The sequence below is a fragment of the Streptomyces albipurpureus genome (genome assembly GCF_023701525.1).
In the GTDB taxonomy this organism is placed as follows: domain Bacteria; phylum Actinomycetota; class Actinomycetes; order Streptomycetales; family Streptomycetaceae; genus Streptomyces; species Streptomyces albipurpureus.
On sequence record NZ_JAMQAW010000002.1, the window covers coordinates 62,117 to 76,869 of the forward strand.

Annotated in this window: 13 protein-coding genes; 4 read left to right on the forward strand and 9 right to left on the reverse strand. The window is 69.0% G+C overall.

The genetic code is table 11. The features are described 5' to 3' along the window. Positions 1 to 12 precede the first annotated feature (12 nt). From NBG84_RS01485 to NBG84_RS01515, 7 genes are all read right to left on the reverse strand, one after another. On the reverse strand, positions 13 to 348 hold the full coding sequence (locus tag NBG84_RS01485; protein WP_250917356.1) for a TcmI family type II polyketide cyclase: 336 nt from the start codon (positions 346 to 348) through the stop codon (positions 13 to 15). Positions 349 to 371: 23 nt separating this feature from the next. After that, on the reverse strand, positions 372 to 851 hold the full coding sequence (locus tag NBG84_RS01490) for an SRPBCC family protein (protein WP_250917357.1): 480 nt from the start codon (positions 849 to 851) through the stop codon (positions 372 to 374). A gap of 1 nt (position 852) precedes the next feature. Next, complete coding sequence (locus NBG84_RS01495) at positions 853 to 1,113, reverse strand: acyl carrier protein (RefSeq protein ID WP_250917358.1); 261 nt, start codon at positions 1,111 to 1,113, stop codon at positions 853 to 855. Positions 1,114 to 1,199: 86 nt separating this feature from the next. After that, positions 1,200 to 2,465, reverse strand: a complete 1,266-nt coding sequence (locus NBG84_RS01500; RefSeq protein ID WP_250917359.1) for a ketosynthase chain-length factor — start codon at positions 2,463 to 2,465, stop codon at positions 1,200 to 1,202. After that, positions 2,465 to 3,730, reverse strand: coding sequence for a beta-ketoacyl-[acyl-carrier-protein] synthase family protein (locus NBG84_RS01505; protein WP_250917360.1), 1,266 nt, complete (start codon positions 3,728 to 3,730; stop codon positions 2,465 to 2,467). The genes NBG84_RS01500 and NBG84_RS01505 overlap by 1 nt, the downstream gene beginning before the upstream one ends. Continuing rightward, positions 3,727 to 4,170 carry a cupin domain-containing protein gene (locus tag NBG84_RS01510; RefSeq protein ID WP_250917361.1) on the reverse strand — a complete coding sequence of 148 codons (444 nt, stop codon included), beginning with the start codon at positions 4,168 to 4,170 and terminating at the stop codon, positions 3,727 to 3,729. Before NBG84_RS01510 ends, NBG84_RS01505 begins: the two co-directional genes overlap by 4 nt. Positions 4,171 to 4,225: 55 nt before the next feature. Next, on the reverse strand, positions 4,226 to 5,347 hold the full coding sequence (locus tag NBG84_RS01515) for a SchA/CurD-like domain-containing protein (RefSeq protein ID WP_250917362.1): 1,122 nt from the start codon (positions 5,345 to 5,347) through the stop codon (positions 4,226 to 4,228). Positions 5,348 to 5,597: 250 nt separating this feature from the next. Here NBG84_RS01515 and NBG84_RS01520 point away from each other — a divergent pair, with 250 nt between their 5' ends. Both NBG84_RS01520 and NBG84_RS01525 read left to right on the forward strand, forming a co-directional pair. Further along, positions 5,598 to 7,289: an FAD-dependent oxidoreductase gene (locus NBG84_RS01520; RefSeq protein ID WP_250917363.1), complete on the forward strand. Its 1,692-nt coding sequence runs from the start codon at positions 5,598 to 5,600 to the stop codon at positions 7,287 to 7,289. Between the two features lie 129 nt (positions 7,290 to 7,418). Beyond that, a complete protein-coding gene (locus NBG84_RS01525) occupies positions 7,419 to 10,094 on the forward strand; it encodes a SpoIIE family protein phosphatase (RefSeq protein ID WP_250917364.1) in 2,676 nt (891 codons plus the stop codon). Between the two features lie 45 nt (positions 10,095 to 10,139). Here the strand turns inward: NBG84_RS01525 and NBG84_RS01530 are convergent, their stop codons facing one another. After that, positions 10,140 to 10,859 carry a DUF1775 domain-containing protein gene (locus NBG84_RS01530; protein WP_250917365.1) on the reverse strand — a complete coding sequence of 240 codons (720 nt, stop codon included), beginning with the start codon at positions 10,857 to 10,859 and terminating at the stop codon, positions 10,140 to 10,142. A 1,920-nt stretch (positions 10,860 to 12,779) separates the two neighbouring features. Next, positions 12,780 to 13,361: a histidine phosphatase family protein gene (locus NBG84_RS01535; RefSeq protein WP_250917366.1), complete on the reverse strand. Its 582-nt coding sequence runs from the start codon at positions 13,359 to 13,361 to the stop codon at positions 12,780 to 12,782. A 242-nt stretch (positions 13,362 to 13,603) separates the two neighbouring features. Between NBG84_RS01535 and NBG84_RS01540 the strand changes: the two genes are divergently transcribed. After that, positions 13,604 to 13,819, forward strand: coding sequence for a CbtB domain-containing protein (locus NBG84_RS01540; protein WP_250917367.1), 216 nt, complete (start codon positions 13,604 to 13,606; stop codon positions 13,817 to 13,819). 43 nt (positions 13,820 to 13,862) lie between these two features. Then, positions 13,863 to 14,600, forward strand: a complete 738-nt coding sequence (locus NBG84_RS01545) for a CbtA family protein (protein ID WP_250917368.1) — start codon at positions 13,863 to 13,865, stop codon at positions 14,598 to 14,600. Positions 14,601 to 14,753: the final 153 nt, after the last annotated feature.

Here is a 14,753-nt window from a genome sequence, read left to right on the forward strand (position 1 = left end):
GGTGTGCCTGGGCTAGGCGCGGGTCCAGTGGTAGAACTGCCGGGCCATCGCGTCCTTGGGGCTGCGCCAGGTTTCCGGGTTGTACGGGGAGATGTACGCGGTCAGTTGGTCGCTCAGCCCGCGGAACTCCGGGTGGTCCGTCACCTTGGCGACCGCGGGACCGGGGGGCCGGTCCGACTCGATCAGATGCAGATACACATCACCGAACTGGAAGAGGCTGCGCCGGGTGACTCCGACCAGATGCGGTAGCTCGCCCTGGTCCGACTCGGCGAAGAGCCGGGCGATGCCATCGGCGGAGTCCGGTGCCATCCTGGCGACGATCAGTGCCTGGTGGGGGGAGTTGGTCATCTCGAAGTGCCCTTCTGTCCCACTCAGCCCGCGGCCGGCGCGGTGGTGCGGCGCTCCCGGTCGCGTTGCTCGATCTTGTCCCGGATCAGGGCGAGTTGGACCTTGGAGTTGCGGTTGATGTTGTCGGTCATCCACTCGTCGTCGACCGGCGCGTCGGGCTTCATGGCGAAGTCCTGCCGCCAGTGCATCCGGGTGCCGCCGGGCACCTCGGTGTACTCCCAGTGGATGTTCATGTGCTGGAACGGGCCGGTCTCGACCCGCCGGGCGCGCACGGTACGGCTGGCCCGGTCGGGGGTGCGCTCGGATACCCAACTCCAGACCTTGCCGTTGTCATCCGGGTGCATGGTCAGCCGAAAGGTGGTGGTGTCGCCCTTGCGCTCCAGCACCTCGACCGACGCGTACTCACTGAAGAGTTGCGGCCAGTTCTCCAGGTCGTTGGTGATGTCCCAGACCAGGTCCAGGGGTGCGGCGACGGTGATCTCGTTCTCGGTGTGTCCGGGCACTTCAGGCTCCGCTCTTGGTGAGGGTGTTGTTGACGAGTGCGAGGAATTCCCGCGGGGTGGCGCACTTCTCGGCGTCCGCCGGCATCGAGGCACCGCGATGGTTCTCCAGGGCGGCGACGATGCCCAGCAGGCCCAGCGAGTCCAGGCCGTACGCGTCGAAGCGCGAGTCGAGGTTCTCCGCCAGTTGGGCCGGTTCGACGGCTATACCGGCGTTCTTACGCATCAGGGTGGCGAGCTCCTGCGGTGTCAGTGCGTCCGACATGGGGTTTCTCCTTGGTGTGTGCGTATCTCAGGCAGGTCCTGGGGCCAGGGTCCGAGGGTTCTTGGACCAGGAAGCGGCTGGGGGCTCTAGTCGGGGTCCGCGGCCCGAAGGACGAGTGCGGAGTTCGACCCCATGAGTCCGCGGCTGAGCACCAGGGCGGTGCGCAGGGTCGCGCGGCGGGCGTTGCCGGTGACCACATCGATGTCATGGCAGACGTCGAAGACATTGGGAGTGGGGGGTACCAGGCCGTGCTCCATGGCCAGGACGGCGGCCGCCACATCGAGTACCGGGCCCCCGCAGTAGGCGCGTCCGATGCCGGTCTTGGGGGCGGTCACGGGCACCCGTCGGCCGTGGTCGCCGAGGGCGTCGACGATGGCGAGGGCCTCGGCCCGGTCGGCCTCGGGCGTCCCCACGGCATCGGCGAAGACCACGTCCACCTCCTGCGGTGCGCAGCCGGCCTGGGCGAGCGCACCGCGGATCGCCCTGGCCAGGCCCTCCCGTGAGTCCTGCCAGCGGCCGGGGCCGGTGAAGGTGGCCGCGTGCCCGGCGACCCGGGCCCGCGGGCGGGCGCCGCGACGCAGGGCCGCCGCGTTCTCCTCGACGACCAGCATGGCGCCGCCTTCGGCGGGTACGAAGCCCCGGGCGTCGCTGGTGAAGGGCCGATAGGCGCGGGTCGGGTCATCGCTGGTGCTCAGATCCTCATAGCCCAGTTGGCAGACGACCGAGTAGGGCGCAAGGGGGGCCTCCGCTGAGCCGACGACCACCGCGTCGGTGCCACGGGAGATGGCCCCGGCGGCATGGGCGAACGCGTCCAGACCACCGGCTTCATCGCTGCACACCACCCCGCAGGGCCCCTTGAAGCCGCCGCGGATGCTGATCTGACCGGTGCTGGCCGCGTAGAACCAGGCGATGGACTGGTACGGGCCGACGAAGCGGGAGCTCTTGCCCCAGAGCTCCTGGAGCTCCCGCTGCCCGAACTCCCCACCGCCGGAGCCGGACGCGGTGACCACACCGACGTCGAACGGCGAGTCCTCGTAGTCAGCGCGGCCCAACCGGGCGTCGGCCAGCGCAAGATCGGCCGCCGCCATCGCGAAGTGGGTGAACCGGTCGGTCTGGACGAGGAACCGGTCTTCCACCATGGTCCCCGGGTCGAGGTCGCGTACCTCGCCACCGACCTTGAGCGGCAGCTCCTCGCACCCCTCCCGGGTGATCCGGTCCAGGACGCTGATGCCTTCCTGGGTGGATTTCCAGAAGACGTCGGCGCCGATCCCATTGGGGGCGATCACGCCGAGACCGGTGACCACCGTGTCCCGGCGGCCCGGGTCCTCACGGCGGGTACGGGAGCCGCTCATCATGCCCTCCCATCGGGCTGGGTCATCACAACCGCTGACTGGAATCCGCCGAACCCACTGCCGACGGAGAGCACATTGCGCAGCTTCCGGGGGCGGGCGGTGCGCGGGACGTAGTCCAGGTCGCACTCGGGGTCCGGGGTCTCGTAGTTGGCCGTCGGTGGCACCACCTGACGGTCCATGGCCAGCACACAGGCCACGAGTTCGATCGCGCCGATCGCGCCGAGTGAGTGTCCGACCATGGATTTGATGGAGCTCATGGGCGTGTTGTAGGCGTGCGCACCGAGCGACCGTTTGACCGCGGCAGTCTCATGGCGGTCGTTCTGCTTGGTGCCGGAGCCATGAGCGTTCACATAGTCGATCGACGAGCTGTCGATCCGGGCGTGGGCGAGGGCGGTGTCGATGGCCCGGGCCATCTCCAGCCCCTCGGGGGTGAGTCCGGTCATGTGGTACGCGTTGCCGAAGGTGGCGTACCCGCTGATCTCGCAGTACACGGTGGCGCCACGGGCCCGGGCGTGCTCCAGCTCCTCCAGTACGAGTACGGCGCCGCCTTCGCCCATGACGAACCCGTCGCGGTTGGCGTCGAACGGGCGGGAGGCGTGTTCGGGGTCGTCGTTGTTGGGTGAGGTGGCCTTGATGGCGTCGAAGCAGGCCACCGTGATGGGGGAGATCGGGGAGTCGGACGCGCCGGCGATGCACACGTCGGCGCGGCCCTCCTCGATGGCGTGCATGGCGTAGCCCACCGCGTCGAGTCCCGAGGTGCAGCCCGTGGAGACGGTCTGCACCGGCCCGTGTGCGCCGACCTGTTCGGCGACGGCGGAGGCGAGGGTGCTCGGTGAGAAGGCACGGTGGAGATCGGGGCCGGCCGGCCGGTGGTCGACGTCCCAGCGCTGTCCGCGGGAGGAGACGGCGACATAGTCGTTCTCCAGCCGGGTGGTCCCACCGACGGCGGTGCCCAAGGACACGCCGATACGCCAGGGGTCGAGGCGCTCGGGGTCGAGCCCCGCGTCCCGGACGGCCTCGCGGGCGGCGACCAGGGCGAACTGGATGTAGCGGTCCGAGCGGGCGGCCTCCACGGGGTCGAGGCCGTGGTCGTCGGGGTTGAAGTCGACCTCGGCGGCGATCCGGGAGCGGAAGCCCTCCGGGTCGAAGAGGGTGATGCCCCTGGTGGCCGTGCGCCCGTTCGCCAGGAGGTCCCAGAACGCCGGGGCGCCGACACCGCCGGGGGCGACGACGCCGACCCCGGTGACCGCCACCCGCCGTTTCATGAGACCGCCCCGGACCGTTCCGGTGGCCTGCCCTCTTCGGCCGCCGCGGTGTTCTCGGGGGCCTCGGTGTCGACGTGTCCGAGCTCTGGGCGGGGTGCGAGCGGGCCGAGGTGGAAGACCATACGGGCCTCGACATTTCCGACGTTGCGGAACCGGTGCCGTACGTTGAGCGGGATGAGCAGGCCCTGGTCGGGGCGCATCTGGTGGGTCTCGCCATCGAGGTCCACCTCCAGGAGACCGCTCACCACGTAGATGAACTCCTCCGAGTACGGGTGGTAGTGCTCGGCGATGCGCTCACCGGGCTGCACGATCGCCAGGCCCATGAAGCCGCTGGTCGCGCCCACCGCGGTGGGGGTGAGCAGCGCGCGCAGATCGCCTCCGCGGCGGGTGTTGGGCTGGCTCTCGCTGAGGTCCACGATGCGTGGGCTGTGCGTGGTCATTCTGGTTCCTCCAGTTGGCCGCGGTCGGCTTGGGGCGACCGCGGAGCCGGGCGGGTCAGGACTCGGGTGGGGCGTAGCGGTCGGTGATGAGTTGCATGTCGGAGTCGGCGAGGAAGCGTCCGATCTCCGATTCGTCGCCGTCCGCGACGGCCTCGCCGCCGATGAGCAGTCGGGCGAGGGTCGCCGCCTTGCGGTGGCCGTGGACCCCGAGCGCCAGGGAGGGGTGGCTGACCAGCGGTCCGCTGACATCGATGAGTCGGACCACGATGTTGTCGCGGTGGAAGACGGTGCTGCTCACCACCGGACTGCGCGGATCGTCCGCCGCGGCCTCGTCCTGCTGGGCGAGGAAGCGCGCGACGGCGAGACCGCAGTCGTCCTTGGCCTGGTAGTACAGGGCGTGCCGGTTGACCTCGTCGCCGCCCCGGCCATCGGCCGCCACATGGTGGACCGCGGGGAGCGCGGCGCGGGTGAAGAAGAGCCGGGCGGAGTTGGGGTCGTTCAGGTCCCGGTCCTGCTCCAGATAGGGGTTGATGGCCTCCTCGACGGCCCGTACCTCGGGCTGGCGTGATACGTGCCGCAGTGCGGCCATCAGATCGCCCTGCACCTCGATCGCCCGGACGACCCGGTTGCCCCGCATGAAGAGCGAGGTGCGCCGCAGCCGGGTGTGATCGTCGACACGGGCCGCGGGTGAGGAGTATCCGGCGAGGATCTTGGCGACGGCCTGCTCGCTGCCCGGCTTGACGGTGAACGTCAGGGCGTGGCGTACGACTCCCTCACCGACACGAGGCGCCGCTTGGAGTCCTGCACGGGCCGACTCATGGGTGGCGACGAAGGGCTGTCCGGTCTCGCGCAGCACACTGAAACGCAGCGAGCGGGTATCCCGTACGCAACTGTGCAGCGGCTGGACGGTCTCCACGTGCTCCTCGCTGTTCACCCAGGCGAGGAAGGGCGGGGCGCTCTCCCATTCGCTGGTGATGAGCCACTGCGAGGGGTTCTCGATCGACTGGCAGAGTTGGTCGCTGATGTGGCCGGGCACCGAGGCCACATGGTTGCGCATGTGCTCGTACGCCTCAAGGAACTGCTTCTGGGCCCCGTCGTGGAGGTCCAGCAGCAGAATGACCCGAAGCCGTGAGCCATCGAAGGCGGACTGCGATATCCGTTCCGACAAGGTGGTCATCCCTCTTCACACTCCTTCGCGACTGAGCCGCCGCCACAGGGATGGCCCGTCGTCAGTCATCAGATGGAAATCCGCCCGGAGCGGCCGACCACTGCATCGGTCGCTCCGGCGATGCGCACGAATCGCCCCGCTGGGCGCGGAGGCTCTCCCGTGAATCGATCGTGATCCGGTACCACGTGTGGCGCGAGAGATGGGCACCAAGCGGGTGAATGGGCGAGGCAACCGGCGCCGCGAGGGGCACACAAACTGCATGGAAGAGCCACCAGCAAACACCACCGAGACCACTGTTCACCGGGTGCCGGTACTGATCGTGGGCGGGTCCCTGGTGGGCCTGTCCACCTCGATGTTCCTCAGCCGTCACGGCGTCGGGCATCTGCTCGTCGAGAAGCACTCGGGCACCTCGACCCATCCGCGCGGACGGGGCATCAACGTCCGCTCGATGGAGCTGTTCCGCCGGGCCGGGGTGGAGCGGGAGATTCGCCAGGCAGCCGCGGTCCTCGCCGACAACCACGGCATCCTCCAGGCGAGATCGCTCACCGGCGACGATCAGGAATGGCTGTTCAAGGAGATCGACCCGGGTGGCGGCCTCGCCCGTATCAGCCCGTCCGGCTGGTGCCTGTGCAGCCAGAACGACATCGAGCCGGTGCTTGCCGAGCATTCCCGCGAGTACGGTGCCGAGCTGCGGTTCTCCACCGAACTGCTCACCTTCGACCAGGACCCCGACGGGGTGACCGCCGTCGTCAAGGACCATCTGACCGGTGAGCACACCACGGTGCGCGCGGACTACCTGGTCGCCGCAGATGGGCCACGCAGCCCGGTCCGGGAGCAGTTGCGCATCGGCCAGAGCGGCAACGGCGAGCTGTTCCACAACGTGAGCCTGACCTTCACCTCACGTTCGCTGGCCGCGATCGTCGGTGACCGTCGGTTCATCGTCTGCTATCTCACCGAGCCGGAAGCGGACGGCGCCCTGCTTCCGGTGGACAACGCCGAGCGTTGGGTGTTCCACGCGCCTTGGCACCCCGAGCACGGTGAGACGTTGGAGGACTTCACCGACGAGCGCTGCCGTGAGCACATCCGCCGGGCGGTCGGGGACCCGGACCTCGATGTGGAGATCACCGGGAAGGCCCCCTGGCACGCCGCCGAACGGGTCGCCCTGCGCTATGGCGAGGGGAGGGTCTTCCTCGCCGGCGACTCGGCGCACGAGATGTCGCCGACCGGGGCGTTCGGCTCCAACACCGGTATCCAGGACGCCCACAACCTCGCCTGGAAGTTGGCGGCGGTGCTCGGAGGCTGGGCTGGGCGCGGACTGCTCGACACCTACAGCGAGGAGCGGATGCCGGTGGCCAGGGCCACCAGCGAACGCGCGTCGGCCCGCTCGGTGGAGCACAGCCACCCCGGCTACACTCCGGCGATCACTCCGGGCGGCGGCCCGCAGGGCGGGGTCCTCACGGTGGCCATGGGGTACGGCTATCCGCACGGCGCGGTCATCGGAGCCGACCCCGAGCGCCCGGTCGTCCCCGGAGAACTGCGGCTGATCGGCGAGCCCGGCACCCGGGCTCCCCATCTGTGGGTGGACAGGGCGGGCGAACGCCTGTCAACCCTGGACCTCTACGAGCGCACCCTCGTCCTCCTGTGCGCCGAAGGCTCCGATTGGGTGAACGCCGGCCGTCGAGCCGCTGACCGGTTGTCGGTTCCGCTCGATGTGTACGCCATGGGCCCGGGACCGGATGCGGATCTGGTCCCCGAGGTGGGCGGGGAATGGGCCGAGCGGCATGGCCTGTCCCAGTCCGGTGCGCTGCTGGTGCGACCGGACGGTGTGGTCGCCTGGCGTGCCAAAGACGCTGTGCAGGACCCGGAGAACGCCTTGGCTACGGCACTGGCCGAACTCCTTCGACTGGGAACACCGAAGAAGTCGCAGGCCACGGCGGGGAACGGGGGTTAGCCGCCCGCCGGGCCGCGTCATCGGCGGTCACACCTGCGCCCGGATGCCGTCGTCCGGGTCGCGCGTGTGGCCGCCGCGTTCTACGGTGCGCGAACAGCCCGCCGTACACGGGAGGTGTAGAAAGAGGACATGGCCTCACGGAACGGCCGGCGCTCGGTCCTACGGATGCGAACCGTCGCGGGCCAGGTCTTTCTCCTCCAAGTGGCGATCGTGGTGTTGCTCGTCGCCACCTGCATCGTCGCCCTTGTCCTGCAATCGCACGCGGACAGCGAGGGCGAAGCGGTCAGCCGCTCACTCGCCGTGGCGGAGACCTTCGCCCACTCCCCCGGCATCGACGCGGCTCTGAAGAGTGACGACCCGTCCGCGATTCTCCAGCCCACGACCGAGGCGGCCCGTCAGGACGCCGATGTGGACTTCCTGGTGGTCGTGGCACCCGACGGCACCCGCTACACCCACCCCGTGCCGGGCCTGGTCGGAAAGAAGTTCACCGGCAACATCCAGCCGGTACTCAAGGGCGAGACCCTCACCCGCAGGTTCAACAGCGGCATCGGCCCGCTCGTCGCGGTCGCGGTCCCGGTCCGGGACGATGACGGCACCGTGATCGGGGTGGTGTCGGCCGGGGTCACCCTGGACCGGGTCAGCGGAGCCGCCAACGACCAGTTCCCGCTGATCTTCGGCGCGGCGGGCGGAATCCTGCTCCTCACCACCGGCGGCGCGGCCCTGGTGAGCAAACGGCTGCGCCGGCAGACCCACGGTCTGGGACCCGAAGAGATGACCCGGATGTACGAACACCATGACGCGGTGTTGCACTCGGTGCGGGAGGGCGTACTCATCGTCGGTGGGGACGGGCGGCTCCTGCTCGCCAATGACGAAGCCCGGCGGCTGCTCAACCTCCCCGTCACGGTGGAGGGCCGCCCGGTGACCGAGTTGGGCCTGGAACCGGAGACCACTGAACTCCTGGCGTCCGGACGGGTGGCGTCCGATGAGATACACCGTGTGAGTGATCGGCTCCTCGTGGTGAACCAGAGCCCCACGGACCGGGACGGCGGCCCGCCGGGCAGTGTGGCCACCTTCCGGGACACCACCGACCTCCAGGCGCTCAGCGGGCGGGCGGATGTGGCGCAAGGCCGGCTGAAACTGCTGTACGAGGCCGGTGCGGAGATCGGCACCAAGCTCGATGTCGTACGCACCTGCGAAGAGCTGGTGGAGTTCTCCGTCGAGCGGTTCGCTGACTACGCCACCGTCGATCTGGTGGAGACGGTACTGCGCGGCGAGGAACCCACATCGACCGGCGCGGTCTCCGACATGCAGCGGATCGCCTCGGGCGGTCTGGGCCACGGCACCGATCACTTCCCGCTCGACAGCGTGATCCGCTATCTGCCGACCACCCGGCTGGGCGCCGGGCTGAGCAAGGGCGAGGCGGTGCTGGAGCCCGTACTCAGTGCCTTCAACGGCTGGGAGCAGCAGTCCCCGGAACGCGCGAGGGCCCTGGTGGAAGCCGGCTTCCACTCCATGATCGCGGTACCGCTGCGGGCTCGCGGGGCCATCCTCGGTGTGGCGATCTTCTGGCGTTCGGAGCGGCCGGAGGCCTATGACGAGGAGGATCGTTCCCTCGCCGAGGAACTGGTCGCCAGGGCCGCGGTGAGCGTGGACAACGCCCGCCGCTACTCCCGCGAACACACCATGGCCGTCACGCTTCAACGCAGCCTGCTGCCCCGCGGACTGCCGGAACAACACGCCATCGACGTCGCCTACCGCTATCGACCGGCGCAGGCCGGGCTCGGCGGTCTAGGCGGGGTCGGCGGGGACTGGTTCGACGTCATCCCCCTGCCCGGTGCGCGGGTGGCGCTGGTGGTCGGTGATGTCGTGGGCCACGGGCTGCACGCCGCAGCCACCATGGGCCGGCTGCGGACCGCCGTGCACAACTTCTCCACCTTGGATCTGCCACCCGATGAACTCCTGTGGCATCTGGACGAACTGGTCACCCGGATCGACCAGGACGAGGCCGAGGGCGGGGTGGAGGCCGGAGTCACCGGAGCCACCTGCCTCTACGCGATCTACGACCCGGCATCCGGTCGCTGCACCATGGCCCGCGCCGGGCATCTTCAACCCGTGGTGCTCCAACCGGACGGCACCGCGGTCATCGCCGACGTACCCGGAGGACCACCGCTGGGGCTCGGTGGTCTGCCCTTCGAAACGTTGGAGCTGGAACTCCCCGAGAACAGCACCCTCGTGCTGTACACCGATGGCCTGGTGGAGGATCGCCGGCGAGACATCGACGTGGGCCTGGCGATGCTGTGCGACACCCTCTCCGGACATCCCGAGCGCACCGCCGAAGAGACCTGTGAGGCCGTGTTGGCCGCCCTGCTCCCCGACCCCCAGCGTGATGACATCGCCCTGCTCGTGGGGCGCACCAAGGTCTTCAACACCAGCGAGGTCGCCGACTGGGAGGTACGCAGTGACCCCTCGGCGGTCGCTGAGGTACGGGCCGCGGTCGCCCACAAGCTCGACGAATGGGGCCTGGAGGACGAGGCATTCACCACCGAGCTGATCCTCAGCGAGCTGGTGACCAACGCGATCCGCTACGCCGTGGGGCCCATTCGGGTACGACTGATCCGCGAACGCGCACTGATCTGCGAGGTGTCTGATCGCAGCAGCACCTCCCCGCATCTACGGCAGGCCGCCAGCACCGACGAAGGTGGTCGAGGGCTCTTCCTGGTGGCCCAGTTCGCCGACCGCTGGGGAACGCGGTACACCTCCGACGGCAAGGTGATCTGGACCGAGCAACCACTGCCTCCGGAGTAACCCGCAGGGTGCGGGGGCCACCCGGCCCCCGCACCCTGGACAGCCTCAGGAAGTCGCGCTCGAACGGCGCTTGAACACCCACATGATCACTCCACCGGCGGCCACCACCACAAGCGCCAGCACACCGATGGCAACGCCCATCCCGCCGCTGTCCTTGCTCTCCTCGGCAGCCTGTGTCTGATCCCCGGTGCCCGACTCGGCCTGGGAACCGTCGGACTTCTTGTCCGAAACCGGGATGGGGGGCTTGCTCGGGGCAACCGGAGTGCCCTCCCACTTGGCTTCCTTGGACGCCGACTTCAACTTCAGCACCGGGGCGGGGTTCTCCGGCTTCTTGCCGTCCTTGGGCTCCTCAACCCAGCGGGCGAGCTTCCCATCGCTGTAGGTCTCCACCGTCTTGAAGACCAGCGACTCAGCGTCCGGCAACTGCTTCACCACGATGCTGTAAACCGCCTTCTCACCCGTGGGAAGCGGCTTCCCACTGATGGTGAATCCGCCCTGGGCCTGGGCCAACCGCCAGCCCTCCGGGCCCTTCTTCAGACTGACCGTACCGGGGCTGATGCCCTCGGGCAGAACCACCTGAAGCATGGCGAGGCCCGCCGACTTGGACTCGGCTTCCGAAGTGAAGGTCAAGGTGACGTTCTTCGCCAGACCACGGGCATCGGACGCGGTCACACCCGCGTGGGCCGAGGCGGGCGTAGCCACGGCCAGGGCCGTACCAAAAGCCACTGCTGCGGCCAGGGTTATCCGCAGGGGTGCGTTCCTCATGACTCTCCTCGTAACGAAATCGTGGGGGGACGGGAGCTGTCGAGGCACGCCAAATGCTCCCGTTCGGGGTGAAGCGCCGTGGCACGGGTGGGGGTCCACGCCATGGCGCGCCCATCATTCACGAACCGACCCTCAAAAAGTGGGTACTTGCCATATCTGGCGCCTCGCCTGCCCCAGAGGACCCTTCGGCAGGGGGCCCCTGGGCGGGGGGCCTGTGCTCGGGTCTTGGGCTGGGCGCCCCAGCTCTGCCATCCCCACCCGGGGTGGAGGGTTCCGTCCTCAAACGCCGGGGGTTCCCTGGGCGGGGGGCCTGTGCTCGGGTCTTGGGCTGGGCGCCCCAGTCTTGCCATCCCCACCCGGGGTGGAGGGTTCCGTCCTCAAACGCCGGGGGTTCCCTGGGCGGGGGGCCTGTGCTCGGGTCTTGGGCTGGGCGCCCCGGTCTTGCCATCCCCACCCGGGGTGGAGGGTTCCGTCCTCAAACGCCGGACAGGCTGAGATCGACCCTCGGTAGGGCCCGACCTCGGATGAGGGACCGTGCCCCAGGGCCCTGAGCTCCTGGGCCGCGCACCCCGGTCTTGCCATCCCCACCCGAGGTAGAGGGTTCCGTCCTCAAACGCCGGACAGGCTGAGATCGACCCTCGGTGGGTGTGCCTTCTCTTGCTGGGGTCTGTTGGTGCTGGGGTCTTGGGTTGCTCGGGCTGAGGGGTCTTGTCCTGTGGTGGTTGGGGGGTGCTATCGGGGGTGACTCCTCAGCGTCGACGGCCTGAAGCGACTCCGAGCCGGCATGCGGGTCTTGCCGTCGATCGCTTCCGGGGACACCCCCTGCGCGCCCCCACGCCCAGACTTACATCCCCTGCCCCCAGGTCCCTGTCCCGCCGGGAGCCAGGGGACACGTTCTGCCCGCGCCCAGCCGAAACCTGCATCCCCTTACCCCTGGGTACTTGTCCAGCGGAGGAACGAGGGGGACACCTCCTACGTGCCCACTCGCCCGAGCACGGTGCACCTGCCTTGCCCTGGAGTGGGTGTCACAGGGCAAGGCACCTGGGGGAGGTCGCTTGGCTATGCGACGGGCTGATATCGCGGTCAGGGCCAGGGATGGCTTTGCGCACGGGGAAGGCGTCCTTCGCAGTGCGGGGGACACGCACCTGTCGCTGGGCTCAGGTCATGAGAGCACGTAGGGAACGAGGGTGGTTCCGATGCATGATCCCCGTTGCGCACGAGCCTGGGGGCACTCTCCTACGCTCGGGCCGTGCGCGAGTAAGCCTGCCTGGTGAAGGGTCAGTTCACGCGCCGCGTCCGGTTCCGGGCGATGACGTAGGGCCGGGGGTCAGGTGCCGCATGGGGGAGGTTGCAACCCATAGCGGGGACAACCCTGTGCAGCCTCAACCGTCACGTGGAGCCGACCGAGGGCACGGTTTCACACCCACCCGGCCAAGCAACCTCCCTCAGGTGCCTGCCCTGTGACACCCACCCCAGGGCAAGGTGCACCGGGCTTGGGCGTGGGGGCGCGCAGGGGGTGTCCCCGGAAGCGATCGACGGCAAGACCCGCACGCCGGAACGGAGTCGCTTCAGGCCGTCGACGCTGAGGAGTCACCCCCGATAGCACCCCCCAACCACAGCAAACACAAGACCCCTCGCCCGGGGAAACCCAAGACCTCAACCACCGCCACCTCACCCAAAGAAGAACACCTCGAAGGCAAACAACCCCAGCCCGTCCGGCGTTTGAGGACGGAACCCTTCACCCCGGGTGAGGACCATCAAGACGGGGACGGCCACCCCACGTACCCAAGGCCCCAACCACAAGCCGCCCCAGCCACAGGCACCCCCCTGCCGAAGGCCAACCCCAGCCCGTCCGGCGTTTGAGGACAGAACCCCCACCCCGGGAGAGGACACCAAGAACACGGGCGCCAGGCCCAAGAATCAAGCCCCCGGCACAGGCCCCCCGCCCAGGGTCCCCCCGCAGACCAAGTTCCAGCGCCCCCTCCTCCCCTTGAGCTCCGTCAGTGTCAGCGGCCCCACGTCCAGCCGCCAGAACACCTCCGGTGCCAACCCCAACGCCCCCACTGTCAGCGCCCGCACCAGTGCGGGCTCCACCACCGCCAGCGTCCGTCCGTCCGGTAGTGACTCCAACCACTCCCCCGCCCTCGCGCACAGCTCCCGCAGTGACTCGCCTCCATGAGGGGAAGCGGTGGGGTCCCGGAGCCAGTGGTCGACGGCTGCGGGCTCTTGGGCGCTGACTTGGTCCAGCGTGAGCCCCGTCCATCTGCCTACGTCCCAGTCCGTGAGCTGCTCGGATGCCTCGGCCCGTAGCCCCAGGGCCTCGGCGGTCTGGCGACAGCGCAGCGAGGGCCCCCGTACCAGCAGGTCCGAGCGTGGCACCGACCGCGCTGCCGCGCTTGCCGCGCGTACCCCGTGCTCGTCCAATGGGCATTCCCCACCGAAGCGCGCCTCCCGCAGGGCAGCCGTCATCGCAGGTGAGATGAGCATCACCCGTACCGTCATCGTCACGCTCCTCACTGGTCATCCCGCTCAACGACACAAGAACATCACGGTGTCAGACACCATGGCGGCACGGCCTCACAGGCGGTACGGTCGCGTGGACATGACGACGGTGTGACGGAAGCCCGGTGAAAGTCCGGCACGGTCGCGCCACTGTGTACCCGCACCTGTGCGGGAAGTCAGACCCAGCACCTTCGTCTAAGGCACCACGATCGGGACGCGTTGTTCCCTCAGGAGGTTCTGCCATGGCTCATTCTGCCGCGCCCGCCACCGCTGCCCCGGCCCTGACTCCCATATCGCTGAAGACGATTGCCCCCTGGGCGGTCTTCGTCGGTGTGTTGATGCTGGTACTGCTCTACTTCGTCGGCGCCGAGCAGGGCGCCACCTCCCTTGTCTCCGGTGAGAGCGTCCATGAGTGGGTCCATGACGGACGCCATCTCCTCGGCTTCCCCTGCCACTAGGAACTCTCGCTCGAAGTTGCTCAGACCCACAGGGGAACCATCCATGAACTCCATATCTGTCAGAGCCCTGCTCGTTCGCGGAATGCTCGCGGGCCTGATCGCCGGCGGCTTCGCCATGGCCGTCGCGTACTTTCTCGGTGAAGGCCCGGTGGACGCGGCCATCGCCTTCGAGGAAAGCCATAGTCACGAGCACGGCGGCGAGGAACTGGTCAGCCGTGCCCTGCAGTCCACGGCCGGTCTCGCCACCGGTGTGCTCGTCTTCGGGGTGGCAATCGGTGGGATCGCCGCCCTGGCCTACTGCGTGGCGCTCGGCCGCATCGGCGGTTTCGGTCCGCGGGCCACGGCGGTGCTGGTCGCCGGCGGTGCCCTGGTGACCGTGTATGTGGTGCCGTATCTGAAGTATCCGCCGAACCCTCCGGCGGTCGGTGACCCAGCCACCATCGGAAAGCGCACCGCGCTGTACTTCCTGATGGTCGTGCTCAGTGTGCTGCTCGCGGTGGCAGTGGTGATCCTGGGGCAGCGGTTGGCTCCTCAGCTGGGCAACTGGAACGCGACGCTCGTCGCGGTCGCGGCCTTCGTTGTCGCGGCCGGGCTGGCCTTTGCGTTCCTGCCGTCGTTCAACGAGGTTCCCGAGGGGTTCCCCGCCACGGTGGTGTGGGAGTTCCGACTCGCGACGCTCGCCATTCAGGTGACGGTGTGGACCGTCTTCGGGCTGGTCTTCGGCGAGCTGGCCGAACGCCTGCTCACTCCGCAGAAGACGCCGGCAGCGGCCGTGAGCTGACCGGCCCCTCATGGGCCTCCAGGACCTGCGGTTCCTGGGCGGACGCCCCGTCCCGCCCGCCCGGGAAGCGCAGGTCCGAGACAGAGGTCCGAAGCACAGACCCGAGGGAAGGGTCCGAGGAAAGGGTCCGATTCCTTCAAGACCGCCAGCTCA